We start from the raw sequence: 22,565 nt of genomic DNA on the forward strand, positions 1-22,565 counted from the left end.
GGGCCTCGCAACGGTGCCGCCGCCGGGGTCGGCGAGAGCGCGGGGAACTTGCCGGGCGTGGTCAATGACGGATCAGTGCGTAAACGAGCATTGCGGCGAGCGCGGTCAGGATGAGGACGCCGCACGTTGCGAGGGCGGTGATCGCCGGGTGGGTGCGTGCGTTGGGGTCGTGGGGAACGCTGAGCGCGAGCAGCATGCGGCAGCGTCGGCAATGCCCTGTGACCCACGGCCCCCATATCCGATTCTCCTGGCCACAGCGGGCGCAGGTGATGACATGGCCCGGGTCGTATGCGGGCGCCGGTGTGGGGGCGGGTTCGGTGCTCACTTCCCGGCATGTCCGGCACATCCACCGGGGCTCACCAGCCGTGATCCGGAACGTGTTCGGCGACTGGCAGGACGGGCAGATCATCGGGGCCCTTTCGTGGTGGGGCGTAGTCGGCCTAGGGATCGGGGGATTGTGGCGGGCGGCCCGGCTGGTGTGAACGAGCCGCCCACCATGTGGGCACCCGGGTGCCCGCACGGTCAGGTGCCGAGGTGGGTGATGACGTTGCGGCAGGCCTCGGCTAGCTGGACCCGGTAGAGGTCGCTGACTCCGCCGCCGGCCTCCCGGCCCACGTGATCGGGCACGTCACCAACGCCTCCGTCTCCGCCCTCCACGCCACCGAACGCGAGGCGGCGTCCGCTCCGGCGCCCTCCCCCTGTCGATGACCGTGGACTCCATGCGTGCGGACATAGCCCCTCAGGTCGCCCGTGAGACGGGCTGGCTGTGGCAGGCGGCCGTCACGCGCGGCCCGATGGGCGTGGCCGTGCTCATACCTGCCGGGTCCGTGCCCAGCGTCGCGGACGTGGACGCCATCCTCGACGAGCTGTCCAAGGAAGAGCGCGGGGTGCGCCAAGAGCTTCACCGCCCTGGCCCCCGCGATCATCGGCACCGCCCAGTACGACCCCCTGCGCGACGAGGGCAACGCCTACGCCCAGGCCCTGAAAAACGCCGTCACCGAGCCGTTCACCCACCTCAAGCAACGACTGAGCTGACCCAGCAGCCAAGGAGCTCCGCGTCACCACAGCCGGCGGCGCCGCCAGGACGCCAGGGGCGCTGACCGCGCCCCGTCCGACGAGAGAAGTCGGACCACGCGTGAGCTGTTCCGCGCGGGCGACCCCCGGAGCGAACCGCCATGCGGACCGGCCCGGCGGCGGCCGGGGCGCGCGGCTGGTGGCGTCGGGAGCCGGGCCTGCGAGGTGCGGCATGGCAGGGGCCGTGCGGCGGGTACCCCGGCCGCCGGTCTGGTGTTTGGTCTGGCCAGGAGAGTGGTGACGGGCCGCGAGCCGGAGCCGGGCCCGGTGCCGACCCGGGGGGGGCCGGCGTATGCCGTCCGCTGGTGGCTACAACGGCCTCGTACATGGGCGAGGCGCCTTCGCCGACGAAGGCGCGAATCGAGCTGATGTACTCGTCCTGGGAGATGCGGCCGTCGGCGTCGGTGTCAACAGCGTCGAAAGCGGTCGCGGCGTTCTCTGCGGTGTTCCCCACGACCCGGCACAGCCGTGCGATTTCCGCTCGGTCCAGTGCGCCGTCACCGTTGGCGTCGGGGAGATCGAACAAGGACCCCATCAGTACCTGACCGTCCCGGAGTTCCGTCCGCCGGCGAGGTCGCTGCCGATCTCACCGAGCACCCTGTGGACGGCTTCGGCACTGGTTCAACCTGGCGCCGGCCGCGGACCGGTGAAGCGCCGGCCGCCGACTCCGGGACTCCTACCTGCTCGCCGGTTCACAAACCGCACTGGAGTGCCAGGCCGTCGCCGTGCTATTTTTTGTGAGCAATCGTTCAACTACGGAGGCCGCGATGGGGCGCAGACAGCTCTGGGACCAAGACGAGGTGCTGGCCTCGGCCATGCGGCTCTTCCGCCACCGGGGCTACCTCGGCGCCTCCCTGCGGGACATCGAAGAGGCCACCGGACTGCACCCGGGGAGCCTCTACCGGACCTTCCGGAGCAAGGACGGCCTGTTCCACGCCGCCCTGGACGCCTACAACGAGCGGGTGGTGCAGGGCCGGGTCCGGGTCCACCTGCTGGAGCCCGCTGACCCCCTGGCCGGCATCCGCTCGTTCTTCACCTCGGCGATCGAGACCGGCGCCGAGCCCGACCCGGGCTGCCTGCTCACCAACACCGCCGTCGAGTCCTTCACCCTCCCCGAGACCGCCGCCGGCGTGCACCACGGCCTGGCAGCGATCGAAGGCGGCTTCGCCGACGCGCTGTCCCGCGCCCGGTACCGGGGCGACACACCGCCGGACCTCGACGTCGCGACCACGGCCGCCCACCTGCTCGCGCTCTACCAGGGCCTGCTGGTGCTCGTCCGGGCCGGCCTGCCCCGCACAACCTTGCACAGCGTCACCGACGGCGCGATGGCGTCGATCGGCTCCCTGAGGACCCTACGAAAGCAGGACGACCATGAGTGACACCCAGCGTCTCTGGAACGATTACGCCGCCTGCTGGTCGGCCGACCCCGCCGACCGGCTCGCCGCCCTCGGCGCGGTTGCGGTGGACGAGATCGCCTACCGCGACCCCGGGACCGAGGTCACCGGCCTGACCGAACTCGGCGCATACATGGCCGGCTTCGCCGGAGCCTTCCCCGGCCACCGGTTCCGCATCGACGAGGTGCTCGAGCACCACGACCGCTCCCTCGCCCGCTGGACCCAGCTCGGCGGGCAGGGCGAGACCGCGTCGACCGGCATCAGCACCGCCCGCCACCACGAAGACGGACGCCTCGCCGACATCACCGGCTTCTTCCTTCCGGCCTAGGGTGTTTGGGTTTCGGATCCGCCCCAGGGCTACTGAAGCGCCGAAGGCCGGCCAGACCGCCTGACGCTCCGGGGTCTGGGAGCCCGCCGCACGCGGCCGGGCTCCCGGGCCGGCGACGACAGGCGCCATCTCATGCGTGCCGGGCGCGCTGAAGCACCCGGCCCGGCCTGCTGCCGCCGCCGAACTACTGCACCCGATCGAGGAGCCCGAGCGGAACCGGTCGACCACCCGCACCTTCGCCGGCATCGCCAACGCCGCCGGGCCGGGCCGCGGTCAGCCGGAGCAGTGGGGCCCCGAACTCCCCTGCCGCCAGTTCGCCCAGCGCGTCGGCGTCTCGTCGTCCTCGGAACGGGCGTCCACGGGGCCGTCAGGGCGTAGTCGGTGAACGACTTGGCTTCCGTCACTTCTCGGGACAGCGGTGATCGATGCGCAGTCTGACGGCGCCACCGCGCGTGCCTGTTGAGGTCGACTGGGTCAGCTCATGCAAGGGCTGATCGTGCGGCTGCGTTGAACTGCACGTACTCGATGGTCGCGCCTCCGGGGTGCCGCACGGTCAGGTTTCGGCCGGTGGGCACCTCGTTGGGACCGTCGAGGATTTCTCCGCCGTGTTGCTCGGTGAGGCTCAGAATCCGGTCGATGGACTCCACGAGCGCGGTGGCGTGGGTGCCGCGGTAAGGGGCTAGGGCTTCCTCGGAGCCTGCCAGAAGCAGATAGCCGCCGATGCTCGCGAGGTCCAGACCACGGTAGGCGAACCGCAGTCGTGGCTGCTCTCCGGTCAGCTCGACGAAGGTCGGCAATGCCACGTCCAGGTCGTCGACGTAGACACGGGCAAGGGTGGCAAGCACCGTCACGGCCATCTCCTAGATCATTTCGATTTTCCCGAAACATCGAAGCGGTCTGCATACTACGGGTGTCACACGGGCGAAGACGAGGAGGGTCGGTGGAACAGCCTGACTACCACGCGGACTTGGACCTGGCTGCGGTGCTCCATGCCCTGGGCGATCCGGTCCGGCTGGCACTGGTCCGCCGAATGGCCGAGGACGGTGAGAGTGCGTGCAGCCCGGATGGCGTGGACGTGCCCAGATCGACGCTGTCCAATCATTGGCGAATCCTGCGCGAAGCCGGGGTCACCCGGACACGGCGGATCGGAAAGGCACGTCTGATGGCTCTGCGTCGCGCCGATCTGGACGCTCGCTTCCCAGGGCTCCTCGCCGCCGTGTTGGCCGAAGTTCGTGCGGGTCCCCCTGCTCCGCGCGCTGAGACCGCCCGCCGGGCGACGGCGGTCTGGTGAGCAACGTTCTGTACGAGCAGGAACGAGCGGCTTCGCGGCAGTCACGGTGAAGACATCCGTGTGAGAGGCCGGCTGCCTAGGGCCTGTTGTGAAAGCGCTGGTCACAGCCACTCGTTGATGGCTGCGACGAGGACGGTGGCTTCGTCGCGAACGGCGAGTTTGTCGTAACGAGTAGCCACGGCTCGGCGCCTTTTGAGGCGATTGATTCCGAACTCGACAGCGTGCCGCTCGCGGTAGTCGGCCTCGTCGAACTTCGGCGGGCGGCCTCCGCGGGAGCCGAGCTTCTTGCGGTTGCGGATCTGGTCACGCGCTGCCCGGCGGTGATCACGATAGACATGGGCTTCTGTCCCTGCTCGACCGAGAGGTGGAGCTTGGTGGTCAGGCCTCCCCGCGAGCGTTTCCACCGCCCCGGCGGCGTGCTGGTGGGCCCGGCATACGGTCGAGTCGACGCTGATGTCCCAAGTGATCAGGTCCTTCGCGTCGGCCTGGGCCTGCAGCTGGGTGAAGGTGCACTTCCAGGTGCCGTCCCGCTGCCAGCGCCGGGACAAGTCATAGGCCCGGTCCCACGGCCCATATCGGTCCGGCACATCACGCCACGGGGCGCCGGTCCGGGTCCGCCACCGTATGCCGTCTATCAACTGCCGCCTCGTCCATACAGGCGGGCGGCGCGGCTCCTTTCCCTTCGGCAGCAACGGCGCAAGCCGGGCCCACTGGCTATTCGTCAGATCTCCCCGCCCCATGGAGTGATCACCGCAGATCTTGATCCACTTCTACGGCAGGTCCTCAGTGGCCGCGGCACCGCTGGGTCCGGCACCGACGAGTACGGTGACTAGTCGCTCCGCCTGTTCGCGGGGGTCCGGCACGTCGGACCAGCTGGTCATCAGGAGGTGGTGGACGGTTCCGACGAGGGCGAGCGCGATCGAGGGGGTGTCGGTGCCGCCCGGGAGGCGTCCGAGCCGCTGTTCGGCGTCCAGATAGGCAGCGATCGCGCCCTGGATCGCGGTGAAGCCCGGCGCGCCGGCCTCCAGCGCCTGGCGAATCCGGAGGGAGGCGGCGGGGCGGGTCATGGCCAGGCCGATGACTGCGGGGTCCAGAGAGTTCAGGAGCGCGAGCGCGACCGTGACGAGGTTGTCGGCCACCGTGGTCTGACCTGCTCGCGCAGGGAGCCCACCGGCCTGTCGCGCGGTGCGCGCGAACCGATCCAGGACCAGCTCGGCGACGAACTCGTCCAGGCCGTCGAAATGCGCGTGCAGCAGCCCCTTGGCGCAGGCCGCCTCGCCGGTGATCGCTCTGCTGGTCAGGGCGGCCGGGCCTTCTCGGGCCAGGACCCGTTCCGCGGCGTCGAAGAGCCGTTCGCGAAGGTCGGGGATCGCTACTCCACGCGGTGACATAGGCCTCTCCTGGTACGGGTCGTACGGCATTGCGGCTCACTCCGGCGCACAAGGGATTGCCAGTATGGGCGCACGCCCATACTGTTTGGGCGCACGCCCATACTAGTTCCAGCAAGCACCGCATCCAGCAGGAGGCCCCGCATGCAACACATCGTCAACACCGACCAGGCACAAGCGTGGAACGGGTACGAGGGCAACCACTGGGCCCAAAACCAGGACCGCTGGGACGCCGTGAACGCCGGCTTCAACGAACCCCTGCTCGCCGCCGCCGCGATCCAAGAGCGCGACCGCGTCCTGGACATTGGCTGCGGAACCGGGTGCACAACCAGACTGGCAGCACGCCGGGCCCGAAACGGCCAGGTCCTGGGCCTGGACCTGTCGGCACCGATGCTGGCGCGCGCACGCGAGACCGCGCAGCGCGAGAACATCCCCAACGTGGCCTTCGAGCAAGGAGACGCCCAGGCCCACGCCTTTGAGCCAGGCGTGTTCGACGTCTCGATCAGCCGCTTCGGAGTGATGTTCTTCGCCGACCCCGTTGCCGCCTTCACCAACATCCGGCACGCCTTGCGCCCCGGGGGCCGCACGGCGTTCCTCTGCGCGGCCGGGGCCGAGGACAACGAGTGGCTTCAGGCCGTCGCGGCACTGCGCGACATCCTGCCCGTCGGAGAATTCGGCGCACCGGGAAGCCCGGGAATGTTCGCCCTGGCGGACCCGGACCGCACCCGCGAGATACTGTCCGCCGCCGGATTCGAGCACATCGACGTCGTGCGCGTGGACGCGTACGGGACGTGGGGCCAGAACGCCGCCGACGCTGCCGCCTTCCTGCTGAACTCCGGCCCCGGACGCCACCTGACCAGCCAGGTCGAACAACAGGTCCAAGACCGCGCCCGCCACACACTCACAGACATCCTCGGCATCCACGAGGAGAACGGTGCACTGCGGCTGCGCACCCCTGCCTGGCTGGTCACCGCCAACCGCCCGAAGTAGCCAGGCCCGGCCGACTGGCTCGCCCAGCCGCAACAGCCCGGTCACTTCGTTTCGAGGCCAACGTGCTGGTCACAGTCATCAACGAGTGGCTGTGACCAGCACTTTCGCAACACGCCCTAGGTGCACTTGGTGTGCGACCGGACTTCCTCGGTCGCCTCTGGCTCCTCGTCTGACTCGAGCCGGCGGACGGCAGAGGCGAGGTTCCGCCGAGAGACCCGGGTTCGGGTCCAGCCTGCGGGCACTTCGAATCGTGCCGGGTCGTCGAGGTAGTCGGTGCAGCCCATCACGATGAACCGTCCCGAGAGCGCGTGGAGGCTCGCCTCGACGACGTGGTCGAAGTCGTTGCAGTCATCGTGTGGCTGATCTGCGAGGACATGGACACTGACCGCCACGGTGTCGTTGACGGCGGTGTCGATGGCCAGGGCATCTTCAAAAACGCCTAGCCCGTCCACGACGGCCTGTTCGGTCCGCACGCCGCTGAAATCTCCTTCGGCTCCCTCATCCGGGGCGTGGATCTGGAAGTAGTCCGCGAAGAGCTCAAGGTGGGTCGCCGCGGAGGCATCATCCCTGCTTCACCGTGCCCCACCGAGTGGCTCCGCCGGTCACTGCCCGCGTTCAGCGGCATCGATTGCCTGCGCTTCGACGCTTCCAGGGCCGTGGTCGACAAGAGCATCTCCCCCCAATGACCGAAACGCTCGTGATCCGTTCCGGCCGGTTCAGGAGCGTTGGAGCCTTTCGGCCTGACGGGCATTCAGCGGCCCCAGTGACTCCCCGCGCCCCGCAGCCCGGAGGGGGCCGGCTCTCAGGTGCTGTTTGGGTCGTTGATGACGAACCGGCCGCCGGTGTAGCGCACCCGGATACCCTTTTCTGCGCCCGGCGCGGCGGCGGCTGCGGCCCGCCGCAGGGCCGCCCGTGCCTGCGGGGTCCGCGGTCACTCACGCCAGAAGGGGTGGCCGGACACGGCCGGGTCATCGCGCTCCCCCGCTCCCCGGCCGGCACCACCCTGAGCTCCGGCTCGCGCGCCATGCGGTCGTAGAGCCGGGCAGGGCCCTGCTGACCTGCGTGTGTGCATCCCGTCCGTGGGGCGGCTCCCCCAGTTGGCGTGAGGAGTCGGGACTCGTACGGCTACGGCGGGCTCGGGGGCACGTTCAGACGTCGCGGTGTCGTACGGCGGCCACCGCGAGGGCGAGCGTGGCCAGAGGCCAGAGGGCGTACACGATCCAGGAGCCCGGGAGCGTGGCGGTGTAGCCCAGGGATCCCGGACCCGGTTCCCCGATCCGCACCAGACGCGTCCAGGCGGCCGAGACCATCGCGTGCCTGACGTCCGCCGACCAGCGGTTGCTCTCCGAGAACATGGTGGGCAGCATCAGCAGAGTGAAGACGCTGGTGAGCACGGTCCCGGCGGTGTGCCGGAGCAGGACGCCGAAGCCCAGGCCGACCAGGGCGCACACCGGAGCCAGCAGCGCGGAGGCCAGCAGCGGCCGGAGCACATCGGGGTGGGTGAGGGCGACTCCGGCATCGTGCCCCTGAAGGACGGCCTGGGAGACCAGGAAGGATCCGAGGGAGGCGGCCGTGCCCACCGTGGTCCACAGCGCGGCGGTGACGACCGCCTTGGCCAGTACCACCGCTCCACGGTCGGGGACGGCCACGGTGGTGGTGCGGATCAGGCCGCTGCCGTACTCGTTCACGACGGTGAGGGCACCCATGCTGCCGGCGACGAGCGTCAGCGTCATGTAACCGGTCGCCGGGTAGGCGTCGTAGGCCAGGAAATCAGCGGGTTCGGAGCCCGCGGCCTTGTCCGCCAGGGTGGCCACGGCGGCGGACCCGATGACGAACAGGGTGATGAGCGCGAGGGCCCACGGAGTGGAGCGCAGGGACCGTGTCTTGATCCACTCGGAGGCGATCAGGTCGAGGAAGCGGGCGGGCGGCTCGTCGGGGGACGTGGCCGGAGGGGTCGCGAGGGGGGTGAGGGGGGCTAGGGCCTGTGTGATGTTGTGATCAGTCGGCGGTCTTCAGGAGGTCGTCGATCCAGATCATTGTGGCGCGGAGGTGGAGGCCGGCGAGGTAGCTCTGGGGCGCCTTGTCGTAGCGGGTGGCGATGCCTCGCCAGGCCTTCAGCTTGTTGATCAGGCGTTCGACGGTGTTCCGCTCTTTGTAGAGGCCGGCGTCGTGGCTGACGGGCCGGCCGCCCCTTGCGCCCTTCTTCTTCCGGTTGGCGGCCTGGTCCTTCTTCTCCGGGATGACTGCCTTGATGTTGCGTTTGCGCAGGTAGGTGCGGTTGCCGCGGGATGAGTAGGCCTTGTCCGCGGCGACCGCGCCGGGTCTGGTGCGGGGGCGGCCGACGGGCAGCCGGACCCGCACCTTGCCCAGCACAGGGATGAACTGAGGGCTGTCGGCGGCCTGTCCGACGGTCAGGACGAACGCGAGCGGACGGCATTGCCGGTCCGCGGCGAGATGAATCTTGGTCGTCAGTCCACCGCGGGACCTGCCGAGCAGGGCTTCCTTCATGCGGAGCTTGCGTCTGAGCCGGACGCGCCGGCGCTCGGCCTGTCCGTTCTGTTCCTCCGGTCCGCCCCTTTTTTCCGGGCCTCCTCCTGCTCGCGCGCAGCCTCTTCCAGGGCCTCCATGAGGTCCTCGCCGATACGCATCCCGGCGGCGTCGTGGTGGGCGCGGACCGTGGTGGAGTCCACGCTGACCAGCGACAAGTCCGTTCTCCCGGTGCGGGCCGCTGCGGCGATCAGGCCTTCCAGCAGGGCGGAGAAGACGCCGGCGTCCCGCCAGACGCGGAAGCGCCCGTAGACGGTGGCCCAGGGCCCGAACTCAGCGGGCATCTCCCGCCACTGGGCACTGGACCGGAACCGCCAGATCACCCCTTCGAACTGTTCCCGCAGTCGCTCGGGGTACGGTCCGTACCTGCCGATCGGCAGGTACGGCTCGATGAACTTCCACTGGGCATCGGTCAGTTGCCTACGCGTCACGGCCACAGTCCTACCGGGTTCCGCTCCACGAAGAGGGCAGAACCCAGCAACTGATCACGACATCACACAGGCCCTAGGGGTGTGGTCATCGGGGCTGTCCTGCCTGGTATTCGACGCTGTCGGCGGTGAGTTCCATGAAGGCCTCCTCCAGCGAGGCGGTTCGGGTGGTCAGCTCGTTCAGCAGGATTCCGTTCGTGAAGGCGAGCGCGGCGATCCGGTCCGCCGGCAGTCCGGTCACGGTGAGCCTTTCGGCGCCCGCCGATCCCTCCGGCTCGACCGATGCGCCGGCGGTGGTCAGCACCGCCGTCAGCTCGGCTGCCTGCCGCGTGCCCACCACCACGCCGACGCCGGTGCTGCGGGCCGCGAAGTCCCGTACCGACTCGGCCGCGATCAGCCGGCCCCGGCCGATGACGACGAGGTGGTCGGCGGTGTTCTCCATCTCCGACATGAGGTGGCTGGAGAGGAAGACCGTGCGTCCCTCGGCCGCGAGGCGCTGGAAGAGGCGGCGCATCCAGAGCACGCCTTCGGGGTCCATGCCGTTGACCGGTTCGTCGAACATCAGCACCGGCGGGTCGCCGAGCAGGGCGGTGGCGACCCCGAGCCGTTGCTTCATGCCCAGCGAGAACCCGCCGATGCGGCGGTTCGCCGCCTCGGCCAGGCCCACGTCGTGCAGAAGCACGTCCACCCGGCGCGGGGAGATCCCGTTGCTGCGGGCCAGCGCGGACAGGTGCGCGGTGGCAGTGCGGCCGCCGTGGACCTGGCCTGCGTCGAGGAGGGCTCCGACGTGCCGCAGGCCGCGACGGTGGCTGTTGAAGGGGACTCCGCTGACGGTGGCGGCGCCGCCGGTGGGCGACTCCAGGCCGAGGATCATCCGCAGGGTGGTGGACTTGCCGGCTCCGTTGGGGCCGAGGAAGCCGGTGACCCGGCCCGGCCGCACGGTGAAGGACAACTGGTCGACGGCGGTCTTGCCGCCGTAGCGCTTGGTGAGTTCATGTACTTCGATCACGGGGACAACGCTGCCTGGAGGGGCGCGTCCGGTCATGGGGCCGTGGGCGGCAACCGTGCGGCCGGGTAGGCCCGTGGGCGTACGCCCGGGGGACGACGACGCGGGGCAGGCGGCTGGATAGCCTCGCGGAATGAACGACATGACGACCATTCCGTTGCCCGCGTACGTCGCACGGCACGCCCTTCCCCTGACGCGGGCACGCCGGCTCGAGACGGCACACGGCCGATGATGCGAACGAAGGCCGTGGCCTGGGCGGGGGGCGTCCTCTATGCGGTCGCGGTGGGTCTGCTCATAGGGGGCGGGCCGCGGGCCTCTGGCACGGTCCACGGCATCGGGGCGCTGCTCGCGGCGGGCCTGCTCGTGGGCGTCCTGCGACGGAGTCCGGTCGTGGCGCTGGCCCTGACGCTCCTCGGTTCCACCGCGGTGCTCGCGTGTCCCCCGCGCTCCGCCCAGGTGGATCTGTCGGCTTCGTCCCAGGGCCAGTTCCTGCCGTATCTGGCGGTGGACCTCGTCCTCGGCTTCATGGTCGCGACTCGTGCACGGCGGGTTTCGGCCGTCGCCGTGGGCGCGACCCTCGTCGTCCAAATGCTGCTCGTCGGCGGCTTCGCGCACGGCGACACCATGACCGTCTACCTCGTGCTCGCCGTCCTGGCGATGGCGGCGGCCTGCACGGCCGGTCTCCTGAGCCGGGAGCGGCGCGAGCACGCGGTGGAGCTGCGCGCGCAGGAGGTGACGGAAGCCGTGGTCGCCGAACGACTGAGGATCGCGAGGGAGTTGCACGATATGGTCGCGCACAGCATCGGCATCATCGCCATCCAGGCCGGGGTCGGGAGCCGGGTCATCCGAACGCAGCCCGAAGAGGCCCGCGAGGCTCTGCGCGCCATCGAAGCCACCAGCCGGGAGACCCTGTCGGGCCTTCGACGCACGCTGGTCGCGCTCCGCCAGGCCGACCCGGACCCGGAGTCTTCGGGGCGGGTACCGCTCACGCCGTCGCCCGGTCTGGTGGACCTCGAACGGCTGGCGGCGGCGACGGCGGACGCCGGCGTACGCGTGGACGTGCGCCGCGACGGGCAACAGCGCCCGCTGCCGGCCGATATCGAACTGTCGGCCTACCGTATCGTCCAGGAGGCGGTGACCAATGTGGTCCGCCACGCGGGCACCGGTCACTGCAGGGTGCACATCGATTACGGGGACGGGGAACTATCCGTGGAAATCGTCGATGGCGGGCGGGGCGTCGCCGGCGAGGACGGCCCGGCCCACGGGTTCGGCATCGTGGGCATGCGCGAGCGGGTCGCCCTGCTGAACGGACGCCTCAGCGCCGGGCCCCGTCCCGAGGGCGGCTTCCGGGTGGCGGCGCGGCTGCCGCTGCCCGGCACCGCCGCAGCTCCGGTGGAGGCCCGAGGATGACCGCTCCCCTCCGTGTCCTGCTGGCCGACGACCAGCCGCTGGTGCGGTCCGGCCTGCGCGTGATCATGGCCGACCACCCCGACCTGGAGGTCGTCGGTGAGGCCGCCACGGGCGCCGAGGCGGTCCAGCTGGTCGGGGACCTGTGCCCCGACGTCGTGGTGATGGACATCCGGATGCCCGGCATGGACGGGATCGAAGCCACCCGGCTGATCACCGCGGGTCCGGCGACCGCCCGCGTGCTCGTCCTGACCACCTTCGACGAGGACGACCACGTCTACGGCGCGCTCCGGGCCGGAGCGAGCGGCTTCATGGTCAAGGACATGGCGCTCGACGACATCCTCGCGGCGATCCGCGTGGTCGCCGCCGGCGACGCGCTGATCGCCCCGGGGGTCACGCGCCGTCTGATCGCGGAGTTCGCCGGGCGCCCCGCAGCCGCCCCGGCCCGATCCCCACGGCGGATCGAGGGCATTACCGAGCGGGAACGGGAAGTGCTGACCCTGGTCGGGCGCGGCCGGTCGAACACCGAGATCGCGGAGGACCTCTTCATCACGGTGGCCACCGCCAAGTCCCACGTGTCCCGCCTGCTCACCAAACTGGGTGCCCGGGACCGGGTTCAGCTCGTGATCACCGCCTATGAGACGGGGCTGGTCACGCCGTCCGGCTGAGCGGAGAGGGCCGAGAGGCAGGTACCGGACGAGATCTGCAGCGCCCGGGCTGCGGGTGGACGGCCTCTCGCCGGGCCGTGGCCCGGCGGCGGAACCCTCTGGGGCGCCGGTACCACCTGCGGTGGCGGCGGCCGTCGGCATCGAGCGCGCAGAGCGCTTCCTGTCCACTCCGCCCGACGTACGGATGGTGCGAGGGGAAGGCGAACTCCGAACTCCCCTAGCCGTGTGGCCTGATTCCCGAAGAGACGGACACCTGCCCCTGGGCGGAGGACGACACGCTGCCCGCCTCTCTGATCGCTCGCATCGACGCCTGGGACGACACGCGGGCGGCTGTGCAAGCTGCGGCTGCTCCGCTTCGGCCGGGACCCGGGACCTGCGCGTCATCACCTGCCCCGCCGACCTGGGCCGCCCACCCCGGTGGGTGCTCATGGGCCCGGACGAGCCACCCTTCCGTCGTAGTACGGGTGTCCTGGTGCCGACTTCCTCGTTGCACCCGGCATGAAGAAGATCATCACCGTCACGGCCCTCGCGCTCGCCGCGGCCGCCATGGCGGCGCCCGCCCACGCCGACAACGACTCCAACTTCGGTGGCGGCATCAATGCCGCGAACAACTGGAACTTCACGGCCGCCGCCGTATGCCTCCAGGAAGTGGCCGTCGTACCCACGCTGGGCGATTGGGTCGGCAACCACGCCAACAACTGCTCCAACGGCAACGTCATCGACCACACCGGCCGATAGCCCCCCTTCGCAGCCCCGGCGTGACCGACCTGGAACCCATCGCACCGGCCGCGGGCAGGGGGTTCTGGATCCGTTCACCAGCCGGGTGGCCCTGGGACAGACCGGGCCTGACGGCGGCCCGGGGCGCCGGAATCGGCGCCGTCGGTGTGCTGATCGGCACCCCGCTCGGGATCGCGGCCCAGCGGCTCGTCGTAAACCAGGTCGGGGTCGTCGGCTTCCCGGAGTACATGCGTGGCCGCCCTCGGCGTTCTCGTGCCCGCCCGGTCGGCCACCCGGACCGCCATCGGCACGGTTCTCCACACCCGATGGCCTCCCTGAGCGCCGACGAGGGAGACGGGCTCCGTCCTCCGGCCGGGGCGGGGGGCGCGTGGAGATGCCGGTCGGCGGGGTCGTAGGCTGCGGCGGGCGAGCCGGGTGGGGCGCGGCGTCGTACCCGCCGTTGCCGTAGCCCCGTGGCCCCGTTCGATGCGGGGTACCGGCGAACGACCTGGAGGATGACCGGTGATCGCTCTGACCGCAGTCGGAGGAGTGGCCCTGGTGGAACTGGGCATGGCACTGACTCCGGGACCGAACATGATTCACCTCGCCTCGCGTGCGATCACTCAAGGCCGCAGGGCGGGTCTGGTCAGCCTGGGTGGGACCGCCGTGGGATTCGTGTGCTACCTGCTGGCCGCGGCCGCGGGCCTGTCCGCGCTGTTCGCCGCCGTGCCGGTGGCCTTCACGGTGGTCAAGCTGGCCGGGGCCGCCTATCTGGCCTACCTGGCCTGGGGCATGCTCAAGCCCGGCGGCCGCTCCCCCTTCGCCCCCGCCCACGACCTCCCGCCGCTCTCCGACGCCCGTCTCTTCGCGACGGGGCTGCTGACCAACCTGCTCAACCCCAAGATCGCTCTCATGTACGCCGCCCTGCTGCCCCAGTTCCTGGACCCGCAGGCGGGTCCGGCCGGGGGGCAGCTGCTTCAGCTCGGGGGTGTCCAGATCGTCGTGGGGATATCCGTGAACGCCCTGATCATGCTGGCCGCAGCACGCGTGTCAGGGTTTCTGGCCGCCCGGCCCCGCGCCATGACCGCCCAGCGCTTCACGGCGGGCGGCCTGCTCGGTGCCTTCGCGCTGCACACGGCGCTGTCCCGCACTCCCGGCCCCGCCTGAGCCATCCCGCGCCGTACGTGGCGGACGAGGAGGGGCGGCCGGTCGGCACCCGGCGAGACGTGCACCCCTGTCCGCCTCACGGAACCTGCCCGGCCCATTCGTACGGACCCTCGTCAGGGTGATGCCGCTACCGGCTATTCGAGCGCATCGGGCAGGGGGCATGTGGCGCGTGTGGCTGGTATGGCGCGGCCAGGACGATCTTCTCGACCGGGACGTCGCCGTCAAGGAGATCCTGCTGCCTCCGGGCATTCCCGACGCGGTCCGCGACCAGCTGCTCGCCGAGTCTCAGCAGCAGCCGGCGTCTGCCTGTCGGGGAACGTTGACGCGAAGTGCCGGCAGCGCCGTGGGACCCCGCCGCCGGAGTGCAGTTGCTCCGGAGGCACGCAGGGGTGCGAAGATGCCTTCGTGGTGACAGACGCCCAGTGGGCTCGGATTCGAAGCGGGCTGCGTTTCGGTCAGCTCAGTGCGATACCGGCGAGGTCGCCTTTGTGGTCAGCCCGCTTCGGGATCGGCCGAGGCGGGCTGACGCGTCTGCGAGCGGCCCGTCCGACTGTGGCAACAGGGGGCGCTATCCGCACCCACGCCGCGTCCGTCAATTCACCTCGACCCGCCACAAGATCAATCCTTGGCCACGCCTTAGGGTATGCGGATGGCTCGTTCTGACGCTGCATCGAAGACACGTTTTCTGGTCCTGCAGGACTACGGCATGGGCGGCACCTGGTGGTGGGTGCACGCCCGGTCCGAGCAGGAGGTGCTGGAGACCTTCGCCGACGTGGAGGTCGTGCACACCGAGGCCACCCGCGTGGAGGCCGAGGCCTGGGGTCTTGACGAGGCCGACGTCGACGGCCCGACGACACCGCCCGGCCTGGCCGAGGCCCGAGCCGAACGGGCCGCCCAGCGCGGCATGCCGGGCTTCGGCGCCTTGGTCGGCCGGGACCTGCTGTATCTGAGCCGCCAGTGGGACGAGGACGACGATCCGATGATCTACCTGATGGAAGTCGGGCCCGATGGTCGTCGCATCCGCCAGGTCGAGCTGACCGAGGACGGAATGGCCTACCGGAGCACTCCGGAGGACTGGCCCTTCAACCCGCCGTGGGTGGACCGCTACGACCCTGCGTGGGTGCCGTTCGTGATCGACCAAGAGGAATTCGAGGCCCAGTGGACCCGGGCCGTCTACGATCCGACCCGCTGGGATTAAGGGGCGGTTCGCGCATACCGTAGGCACGTGAACGATATCGACACCGAAACCCTTGGGTGGGAGCTCATCGGCTGGGAGAGTGACGAGCAGGCCGCCCATGTCACTGCACTGACCCGAGTCGAGATCCTAAGTATCAGGGACCTGTTCCCCTACGGCGACGACGACTTTCTTGCGACCGCGGTCTACGAGGTTCCGCCCGCGTTGTACTCGGCCATGCGAAGTGCCATCCCGCACCTGGAGTTCCGTGAGGGGCTGGAGTACCAGATCGGTGGTTTCCGCCTCTCAGGCTGAGCTTGACGATCCGCCGATGCGTCGGGGCTTCGTGCCGGCCTTGTGGTGTGCGGGTCGGGCGGGCGGCCGGGGCTGGTTGCGGGCGGCGCAGAGATTCCCGACAAGTGGGCTGCGGTAACGGAGGTGTCATGCGGCCGGTCGGGTGATGACCGGGTTTGCGGGGGGCCTATCCGTGGGCGGCGACGAGGCGGCGCAGTTCCTCGCGGGGGTCGGGGCCTTCGCCCCCGCGCCAGATCTGGTTCGCCGTCTCCCCTGCGGGGATGCCGCGCAGGAGCATGTCCCGCATGGCCGCCACGGCCGTGGCCCTGGCGCTCGCGGTGCGTTCACGGCTCTTCGCGGTGCCGTCGTCGGCGGCCAGGGCGGTGGCCAGTGCGCGCTCCCACCCCAGGACGTCGTCCCACACCCACATCTCCACGTGCCCAGAGCCCGGGTGCTGGAGGCCGACCAGTTGCCATCTCTGGCCCTCAGTCAGGGGTGTGTCCGCCGACACCCAGTGGGTCACCAGTTCGGCAGCCCGTGTGGCGAGTTCGGCGTCCGCTGTGTTCGTCGTTTCGGTCATGTTCCCGCCCCCCGTTGTTTTCGTCTGATTGACGATAGCAGGGGGTGGGGAAGCCGGTGCGGCCACCACTCCGATGGCCTATCGGGTGCCGTGAAAAGGATGTCGGGCTGAGCTAATAAGGGAGGCAACATCCGCACCCCGTCCGGAGGGACCCCTCGTGTCTGCTCAGCTCAGCGACAGGCTCATGGAACTGCTCGACAGCCCCGTCTTCGTGAACATCGCCACCATCCAGCCCGACGGCAGCCCCCAGGTGTCCCCGGTCTGGGTGAAGCGCGACGGCAACGACGTGCTGATCTCGACCACCGTGGGCCGGCGCAAGGAGAAGAACATGCGCCAGGACCCGCGCGTCACCGTACTGCTCCAGCCCTTCGACGCCCCCTACACGTACGCCGAGATCCGCGGCACCGCCCAGCTCACCACCGAGGGCGGCCAGGAGCTCATCGACGAGCTCTCGGTCAAGTACACCGGCAAGAAGTACCGCGAGTTCAACCCGAGCTCGGTCGACGACGCACCGCGCGTGGTCGTCCGGATCACCCCGCGGAAGATCGTCGGGCAGTTCTGAGACTCGGGCGGAGGGACCCTCGGTGGAACGGAGGGCCCTCCGCCCGTGATCGCGCGGCCAACCTCCGCGGGCGCGGGGGACGCTTGCGGACGGACAGCTTGTTCAGCGTGTGATGGGCCGGGGCGGCCAACAGCCGGGCCGGCTCGGGCTGCGAGGGGGTGGTGGCGGTCCGTGGGGGCGGTGCGGCGGACGGGGGCGCCAGTTGCCACGGGCCCCAGTTGCCGCCCGGTGCCGATTGCCCGATCTCCCACACGCGGTCCCTGTTCCACTCGCGCGCCGCCACGTGCAGCCTGCCATCCGGCAGTTGTTCCACGGTGCTCGGCTGGCTCAGGCCCACCCCGGCGTCCGGTACCTGGCCCATGGACTCTCTCGGGCCCCAGCCCGCGCCCGCGTTCTGCTGATGGCGCAGTTCCATCGAGCCGGCGCCGTACGCCCCGGAGGCGAAGGCGTCGATGCTGCCGTCCTGCTCCTTGAACAGCACGACTCCGCCGTGGTAAGGGGTCGGCGCGAGGCCGAAACCGTCCGGGGCGGTCCAGCCCGCCGCACCGCCGTCACCTTCCACCGTGCGGCAGAAGGAACCGTAAGGCCGCCACCGCCACGGCGATCTGGTCGGCGGGTCGGCCGGGGGGAGCCTCGCCTACAACTCCCGCCAGGGCGCACCGCACGGTGTGCGCGCCTCGTACTTCAACGACTCGCGCCATGCGGGTAGCCCGGACGCGACGCCCGTGATGGTGCGCGGCGAGTCGCAGGTCAACCTGGACTGGGGCATCGCGTGGACCGGCAACCCGGAGAACCTGCCGTGGCGGGACAACCCGCTGCCGCCCGCCCTTCAAGAGCTGGTTCGTGGTGCGCTGGGAGGGCCAGGTCAAGGCCCCGGTCACCGGGGACTTCCGCTTCGCGGGCGCGCACACCGACGGCGCGAAGATCTGGCTCGGCGACAAGCTGGTCTACGACGACCCGAACCCCTCCGACCCCGGCGACGACTTCCTGCTGCCCGGCCCGCACCAGGACGGCGATGTCGCGTTGAAGGCCGGCCAGTCGGTACCGGTCCGCGTCGAGCTGTACCACCACTGCGACCAGAGTCCCCGCATGGTGCTGTGGGCCAAGAGCAGCACCGGTACCGATGACCAGCGCGGCCACAATCTCGAACCGCGGATCGTGCCGACGCAATGGCTGATGTCCGCTGACTCGCAGTCGCTGCCCGCCGGATGGACGCTGTCGGCGCAGTCCAGCGGCTACAGCCACGCCGAGATGCTGGACGGCTCGGCGGTGCTCACCGATGCCGCCGGCGGCAAGCACACCTGGGCCAAGGCCTCCAGGGGCGGCTACACGCCGCCGGTGGGTGAGGACGGTGTCAAGCCGTCGGCGGAGCTGGACCGGCCGTACGTGACGGTGTCCGCCGACGTGGTGGTGGCGCAGGACGACGCGACGGCCCGCGAGCTCGCCACCGGGTCCGCGCCCTGGGTGCACAGCATCTGCGCCGCCGAGGGAGCCATCCCCTACCCCGCCCCCGCCGAGGCCCGCGCGCGCTGACCGCCGGCTGGTCGCCGGCCGACCACGCCCTGGTAGCCGACCGGCTGGACCCGGTTCGCCGGCTCGCCCCGGACGGTCGCCGACCATCTCGAACGGCTCCAGGAGGCCACCGGGGCGGACGAGCTGCTGATCACCACCGTCACGCACGGACACGCGGACCGGGTGCGGTCGTACCGCCTGCTGGCCCAGGAATGGGCGCGCCGGTGGCAACACGGTGTTCACCGCGGGGCGCGCAGGGCGTAACAACCGCTTCCTAGCGTGACCGGCCGTGGGAGCGCGGCTACGAACGGGTCAGCGGGAGGCGTCGGCATGAGCACCACCGAATCGCGACAGGACGTGCCGGACACGGCGCAGGGAGCTGCCGGCCAGGCGGTCAGGGAGACCCTGGAGGACTACACCCTGCGTTTCGCGCCCCGCAGTTACCGCCGCTGGAGCCCCTTGGTCGTGGCCACCACGGCCCTCGGCGGCATCGCGTACATGGCCGACTTCTCCATCGGCGCCGGCATCGGCCTGGCCCACGGCACCGGCAACGCCCTGCTGGCCATCGCCCTCGCTGCGGTGGTCATCTTCGTCACGGGCTTCCCCCTGGCCTACTACGGCGCCCGCTACAACATCGACCTGGACCTCATCACCCGCGGCTCCGGCTTCGGTTACTACGGCTCGGTCCTCACCAGTGCCATCTTCGCCAGCTTCACCTTCATCTTCTTCGCCCTCGAAGGCTCGATCATGGCCCAGGGCCTCGAACTGGGCCTCGGGCTGCCGCTCTGGCTGGGCTACGCGGTCTCCACGCTGATGGTGATCCCGCTGGTGGTCTACGGCATGAAGGCGCTCAGCAGGCTCCAGGTGTGGACCACCCCGGTCTGGCTGCTGCTGATGGTCGGTCCGCTGGTCTACCTGGTGGCCCACGACCCCGGCACGGTGGACCGCTTCCTGGCCTACGCCGGCACGGACGGCGACGGCGCCGTCGACACCGCCTCCGTGATGCTCGGAGCGGGTGTGTGCCTGTCACTGATCGCGCAGATCGGCGAGCAGATCGACTACCTGCGCTTCATGCCGCCGAGGACGGAGGCGAACAAGCGAGCCTGGTGGACCGCCGTGCTCGTGGCCGGCCCCGGGTGGGTGGTGCTCGGCGCGCTCAAGCAGGCCATCGGCGTCTTCCTCGCCGTCTACGTCATCGCCGAGGCCGGACCGGCCGCCGCGCCCGAGCCCATCAGGCAGTTCCGGGGCGCGTTCGACGCGATGATGCCGCCTTGGGCCGTCATCCCGCTGGCCGTGGTCCTGGTGGTGATCAGCCAGATCAAGATCAACGTGACGAACGCGTACTCCGGCTCGCTGGCCTGGACGAACTCCTTCACCCGCGTCACCGGGCGCTATCCCGGCCGCATGGTCTTCGTCCTGGTCAACCTCGCCTTCGCACTGGTCCTGATGGAAGCCGACATGTTCACCTTCCTGAACGGCCTGCTCGGCTTCTACTCGAACTGCGCGATCGCCTGGGTGGTCACCGTGGCCACCGACATCGGCATCAACAAACACGTGCTGGGACTGTCCCCGCTCCGGCCGGAGTTCCGCCGGGGCATGCTCCATGCGGTGAACCCGGTCGGCGTCGTGTCCTTCACCGCCGCTTCCGGGCTGTCGATCGCCGTGTACTTCCACCTCTTCGGCGACGGCCTCCAGCCGTACTCGCCCGTGGCCGCGGCCGTCATCGCCTTCGTCCTCACCCCGCTGACGGCCGTGGTCACCAAGGGCCGCTACTACCTGCGCCGCGCCGACGACGGCATCGGCGAGCCCCTGCTGGACGGCGACGGCAACCCGAGCGCGGCCGTCTTCGACTGCCACGTCTGCCACCAGCCTTACGAGCGGCCCGACCTCGCGGCCTGCATCACCCACGACGCGGTCGTCTGCTCCCTGTGCCTGAGCACCGACAAGGCCGGCGAGCACGTCCTGCCGGCCGTCGGGTGAGCCGGGCCCACCGGGTTCAGCGCCGGGGGGCCACGGCGTCCACGGCTGCCGCGGCCGCGGCGAGGAGGCGGTGCAGGACGGGGACCGGGATCGCCGGATTGGTGACCGCCGTGCCCGCCGCGTCGCGGTCGTGCAGCAGCCCGGCCAGGACGCGGGCCGGCAGCCGGGGACTGCGCATCGCGCTCTCGCGGACGTGGGCCGCCGGGTCGTTCAGCAGCCGTACCGCGTCGGCCGGTGACAGCCGGGGGTCCTCGGCCGCGCGGCGGCGCACCTCGGATTCCGGGTCGCGGGCGAGACGTGCGACGTCGGCGGGTGTGGACTGCGGATCGTCCAGGGCCAGGCGGCGCATCCGCCCGTCGGGGTCGGCGGCGTATCGCAGCAGCCCCGTACGGGGGAAGTTGGGGTGGCTGCGGGGGCGGTCGGGGTGGCTGAAACTGCCGTCCCACCAGCGCCAGACCTCCAGCAGCATGCCGGCCGGCGCGTCCTCGCACGATTCGGCCAGGAACAGCCGGACCGTCCGGTCCTCGTCCCGCGCCAGACGCTCCACGACGTCCGGTGGAAGACGCCGGGCCCGGGCCACGCTCCGGCGGATGAGCGGATGGGACGACACGGCGAGTCGGCGCATCGCGTCGGCGTCCCCGTGCAGGTGCTGGACCCAGGGCAGCGGGTGCGACATCGACGCCGGGTCGAACGCGTGGCGCACCGCGGCACGCTGCTGCTCGTCGAGGTCGGGCCGCAGTGCCACCGCCGAGCGGACCTCCTCGTCCGGGTCTTGTGCCAGGGCGGCGACGCCGTGGGCACTGAGCCCCGGGTTGGCGGCCAGCGCCCGGCGGGTCTCCGCGTCCCCGTCACGGACCAGTTCCGCCTCCAGGCCGGGGGCGAGGCGGCACTTTTCGAGTGCGGGCCGCGTCTCGGGCAGCGCGGCGAAGACCTCGCGGGACATGGGGGCGGCGGTGTGGTGGGCGAGCAGCGCGGGCGTGCGCACCGCTTCGTCGGCGTCGGCCAGCAGCCGCTCCCGCAGCGGTGCGCCGAGCTCCTCCCACCGGGCGCAGACAGCCGCCCGCACGCGGGGATCGGCGTCGGCCGCGAGGTCCGGGAGGCGGTGGGCGGGGAGCCCGGGGAGTGCGGCGGCCGCGGCCCGGGACGGGCCGGCGAGGAGGTCGTCGTACAGGTCCTCGGGGAGTTCGGCGCCCCAGACGCCGGCGCATTCGGCCCACAGCGCGCGCCGCCGGGGCGACGGCTCGCCGCGTACCAGGCGGACCCACTGGTCAGACGTGAGCTTGGGCCGGAAGGTGTCGGCGGGTGCCGCTCGCACCCGCGGGTCGGGGTGGGCGACGGCGGCTTCGAGGACGGCGGGACGGTCGCATCCGTGCAGGAAGCCCTCCGCCACGTCCAGCAGCCGGATCAGCAGCTCGTCCGGTGCGGCGGGGTTGGACCCGATCCACTCGGCCCAGTGCAGGGGCCACGCAGGGCGGCCGGGGACCGCTGCCCATACTTCGGCGCGCTCGGCCTCCGTCTCGCGCCCGGCGGCCGCGGCCGCCTCCTCCAGCCGGTCCGGCAGTCGGTCGAGGGCCGTCACGCGGGGCCCGTCCGCGCCGGGCACCCGGGCGACGAGCACCTGCCCGTCGAGGGACAGCGCGACGAACCCGGGGTCGCCGGTCAGCCCCGGTATGCCGCCGCCGGTGTGGCGGACCCGGGTCCACCACGCGTCGTTGCCGCCGATCCGATGTCCGAGGACGGCCACCAGGAACTCGCCGTCGGCATCCGCGAGGCGGCTCCACCTCGCGAGGTCGAGGGTTTCCCGGACCGCGCCGTCGGGCGCCGCGATCCCCCGCGCGATGCGCCAGCCGGCCTCGGGCGGCAAGAGGCCGCCGGCCGGGCGCACGTCCTCCACGACCGTGAGTCCGGCGGACGAGAGCAGTTCGTGGAATTCCGGGCGTCGGTGCACGCGGTGATGATCCCCTCCGGCCTGCGGCGGTTCAACTCCCTCGGCCGCGGCCGGTCCCCGCGGGCCGCGGTACCCCGGAACCCCGGGACTTCGCGGACAGGTGCCGGGAC

Annotated in this window: 23 protein-coding genes and 4 pseudogenes; 16 read left to right on the forward strand and 11 right to left on the reverse strand. The window is 71.0% G+C overall.

Going from position 1 to position 22,565, the window contains the following annotated elements:
• Positions 1-61: 61 nt before the first annotated feature.
• Positions 62-196, reverse strand: coding sequence for a hypothetical protein (locus BX286_RS37270; protein WP_261993291.1), 135 nt, complete (start codon positions 194-196; stop codon positions 62-64).
• A 554-nt stretch (positions 197-750) separates the two neighbouring features.
• Here BX286_RS37270 and BX286_RS01275 point away from each other — a divergent pair.
• Positions 751-1,035: an alpha/beta hydrolase fold domain-containing protein gene (locus tag BX286_RS01275; RefSeq protein ID WP_121014344.1), complete on the forward strand. Its 285-nt coding sequence runs from the start codon at positions 751-753 to the stop codon at positions 1,033-1,035.
• Here BX286_RS01275 and BX286_RS01280 read toward each other — a convergent pair.
• Complete coding sequence (locus BX286_RS01280) at positions 1,016-1,609, reverse strand: EF-hand domain-containing protein (RefSeq protein WP_121014345.1); 594 nt, start codon at positions 1,607-1,609, stop codon at positions 1,016-1,018. The two genes, BX286_RS01275 and BX286_RS01280, sit on opposite strands and share 20 nt — an antisense overlap.
• A gap of 232 nt (positions 1,610-1,841) precedes the next feature.
• Between BX286_RS01280 and BX286_RS01285 the strand changes: the two genes are divergently transcribed.
• The 3 genes from BX286_RS01285 (at position 1,842) to BX286_RS35985 (ending at position 3,181) form a co-directional block, all read left to right on the forward strand.
• A complete protein-coding gene (locus tag BX286_RS01285; protein ID WP_079431333.1) occupies positions 1,842-2,453 on the forward strand; it encodes a TetR/AcrR family transcriptional regulator in 612 nt (203 codons plus the stop codon).
• Positions 2,446-2,796: a nuclear transport factor 2 family protein gene (locus BX286_RS01290; RefSeq protein ID WP_100862074.1), complete on the forward strand. Its 351-nt coding sequence runs from the start codon at positions 2,446-2,448 to the stop codon at positions 2,794-2,796. The genes BX286_RS01285 and BX286_RS01290 overlap by 8 nt, the downstream gene beginning before the upstream one ends.
• Positions 2,797-2,932: 136 nt before the next feature.
• Entirely contained in the window at positions 2,933-3,181 is a 249-nt protein-coding gene (locus tag BX286_RS35985) for a hypothetical protein (RefSeq protein ID WP_148710242.1), read from the forward strand.
• A gap of 94 nt (positions 3,182-3,275) precedes the next feature.
• Here the strand turns inward: BX286_RS35985 and BX286_RS01295 are convergent, their stop codons facing one another.
• Positions 3,276-3,653: a hypothetical protein gene (locus BX286_RS01295; RefSeq protein ID WP_260337978.1), complete on the reverse strand. Its 378-nt coding sequence runs from the start codon at positions 3,651-3,653 to the stop codon at positions 3,276-3,278.
• Positions 3,654-3,736: 83 nt separating this feature from the next.
• On the opposite strand from BX286_RS01295, the gene BX286_RS01300 reads away from it, so the two are divergent.
• Entirely contained in the window at positions 3,737-4,087 is a 351-nt protein-coding gene (locus tag BX286_RS01300; protein WP_261993292.1) for a helix-turn-helix transcriptional regulator, read from the forward strand.
• A gap of 101 nt (positions 4,088-4,188) precedes the next feature.
• On the opposite strand, the pseudogene BX286_RS01305 reads toward BX286_RS01300, so the two are convergent.
• Together BX286_RS01305 and BX286_RS01310 are read right to left on the reverse strand one after the other, a co-directional pair.
• Positions 4,189-4,827: pseudogene (locus tag BX286_RS01305) on the reverse strand (IS5 family transposase).
• Positions 4,828-4,857: 30 nt separating this feature from the next.
• Positions 4,858-5,478: a TetR/AcrR family transcriptional regulator gene (locus tag BX286_RS01310; protein WP_121014347.1), complete on the reverse strand. Its 621-nt coding sequence runs from the start codon at positions 5,476-5,478 to the stop codon at positions 4,858-4,860.
• A 141-nt stretch (positions 5,479-5,619) separates the two neighbouring features.
• On the opposite strand from BX286_RS01310, the gene BX286_RS01315 reads away from it, so the two are divergent.
• On the forward strand, positions 5,620-6,465 hold the full coding sequence (locus BX286_RS01315) for a class I SAM-dependent methyltransferase (RefSeq protein WP_121014348.1): 846 nt from the start codon (positions 5,620-5,622) through the stop codon (positions 6,463-6,465).
• Positions 6,466-6,581: 116 nt separating this feature from the next.
• Here the strand turns inward: BX286_RS01315 and BX286_RS01320 are convergent, their stop codons facing one another.
• From BX286_RS01320 to BX286_RS01335, 4 genes and pseudogenes are all read right to left on the reverse strand, one after another.
• Positions 6,582-6,938 (reverse strand): hypothetical protein, encoded by a 357-nt coding sequence (locus BX286_RS01320; RefSeq protein ID WP_261993293.1) that lies wholly within the window; start codon positions 6,936-6,938, stop codon positions 6,582-6,584.
• Positions 6,939-7,613: 675 nt separating this feature from the next.
• On the reverse strand, positions 7,614-8,456 hold the full coding sequence (locus tag BX286_RS01325) for an ABC transporter permease (protein WP_121014350.1): 843 nt from the start codon (positions 8,454-8,456) through the stop codon (positions 7,614-7,616).
• Between the two features lie 7 nt (positions 8,457-8,463).
• Positions 8,464-9,443 (reverse strand): annotated as a pseudogene (locus BX286_RS01330) (IS5 family transposase).
• Positions 9,444-9,528: 85 nt separating this feature from the next.
• Positions 9,529-10,449 carry an ABC transporter ATP-binding protein gene (locus BX286_RS01335; protein ID WP_185117135.1) on the reverse strand — a complete coding sequence of 307 codons (921 nt, stop codon included), beginning with the start codon at positions 10,447-10,449 and terminating at the stop codon, positions 9,529-9,531.
• A 228-nt stretch (positions 10,450-10,677) separates the two neighbouring features.
• Between BX286_RS01335 and BX286_RS01340 the strand changes: the two genes are divergently transcribed.
• The 6 genes from BX286_RS01340 to BX286_RS01370 all read left to right on the forward strand — a co-directional run bounded on the left by BX286_RS01340 (position 10,678) and on the right by BX286_RS01370 (position 15,894).
• On the forward strand, positions 10,678-11,856 hold the full coding sequence (locus BX286_RS01340) for a sensor histidine kinase (protein ID WP_222842048.1): 1,179 nt from the start codon (positions 10,678-10,680) through the stop codon (positions 11,854-11,856).
• Positions 11,853-12,521, forward strand: a complete 669-nt coding sequence (locus BX286_RS01345; RefSeq protein ID WP_079431320.1) for a response regulator transcription factor — start codon at positions 11,853-11,855, stop codon at positions 12,519-12,521. Before BX286_RS01340 ends, BX286_RS01345 begins: the two co-directional genes overlap by 4 nt.
• A gap of 498 nt (positions 12,522-13,019) precedes the next feature.
• Positions 13,020-13,259: a hypothetical protein gene (locus tag BX286_RS01350; protein WP_079431319.1), complete on the forward strand. Its 240-nt coding sequence runs from the start codon at positions 13,020-13,022 to the stop codon at positions 13,257-13,259.
• A gap of 501 nt (positions 13,260-13,760) precedes the next feature.
• A complete protein-coding gene (locus tag BX286_RS01355) occupies positions 13,761-14,405 on the forward strand; it encodes a LysE family translocator (protein WP_121014352.1) in 645 nt (214 codons plus the stop codon).
• Between the two features lie 649 nt (positions 14,406-15,054).
• Complete coding sequence (locus BX286_RS01365; RefSeq protein ID WP_079431316.1) at positions 15,055-15,603, forward strand: hypothetical protein; 549 nt, start codon at positions 15,055-15,057, stop codon at positions 15,601-15,603.
• Between the two features lie 27 nt (positions 15,604-15,630).
• On the forward strand, positions 15,631-15,894 hold the full coding sequence (locus BX286_RS01370) for a hypothetical protein (protein ID WP_079431315.1): 264 nt from the start codon (positions 15,631-15,633) through the stop codon (positions 15,892-15,894).
• 166 nt (positions 15,895-16,060) lie between these two features.
• On the opposite strand, the gene BX286_RS01375 is transcribed toward BX286_RS01370, so the two are convergent.
• Entirely contained in the window at positions 16,061-16,453 is a 393-nt protein-coding gene (locus BX286_RS01375; protein WP_121014354.1) for a hypothetical protein, read from the reverse strand.
• A 157-nt stretch (positions 16,454-16,610) separates the two neighbouring features.
• Here BX286_RS01375 and BX286_RS01380 point away from each other — a divergent pair, with 157 nt between their 5' ends.
• The 4 genes and pseudogenes from BX286_RS01380 (at position 16,611) to BX286_RS01395 (ending at position 20,507) form a co-directional block, all read left to right on the forward strand.
• The gene (locus BX286_RS01380) at positions 16,611-17,015 is read left to right on the forward strand and encodes a PPOX class F420-dependent oxidoreductase (RefSeq protein ID WP_079431313.1); all 405 of its coding nucleotides are present in this window, start codon (positions 16,611-16,613) and stop codon (positions 17,013-17,015) included.
• An 846-nt stretch (positions 17,016-17,861) separates the two neighbouring features.
• Positions 17,862-18,074: pseudogene (locus tag BX286_RS01385) on the forward strand (PA14 domain-containing protein); the annotation flags it as partial.
• A 297-nt stretch (positions 18,075-18,371) separates the two neighbouring features.
• Positions 18,372-18,791 (forward strand): annotated as a pseudogene (locus BX286_RS01390) (LLM class flavin-dependent oxidoreductase); the annotation flags it as partial.
• A 66-nt stretch (positions 18,792-18,857) separates the two neighbouring features.
• Positions 18,858-20,507 carry a cytosine permease gene (locus tag BX286_RS01395; RefSeq protein WP_121014355.1) on the forward strand — a complete coding sequence of 550 codons (1,650 nt, stop codon included), beginning with the start codon at positions 18,858-18,860 and terminating at the stop codon, positions 20,505-20,507.
• A 16-nt stretch (positions 20,508-20,523) separates the two neighbouring features.
• Here the strand turns inward: BX286_RS01395 and BX286_RS01400 are convergent, their stop codons facing one another.
• Complete coding sequence (locus BX286_RS01400; RefSeq protein WP_121014356.1) at positions 20,524-22,455, reverse strand: hypothetical protein; 1,932 nt, start codon at positions 22,453-22,455, stop codon at positions 20,524-20,526.
• Positions 22,456-22,565 lie beyond the last annotated feature (110 nt).

Origin of the sequence: Streptomyces sp. 3211.6 (assembly GCF_003634815.1) — a bacterium.
Taxonomy (GTDB): domain Bacteria; phylum Actinomycetota; class Actinomycetes; order Streptomycetales; family Streptomycetaceae; genus Streptomyces; species Streptomyces katrae_A.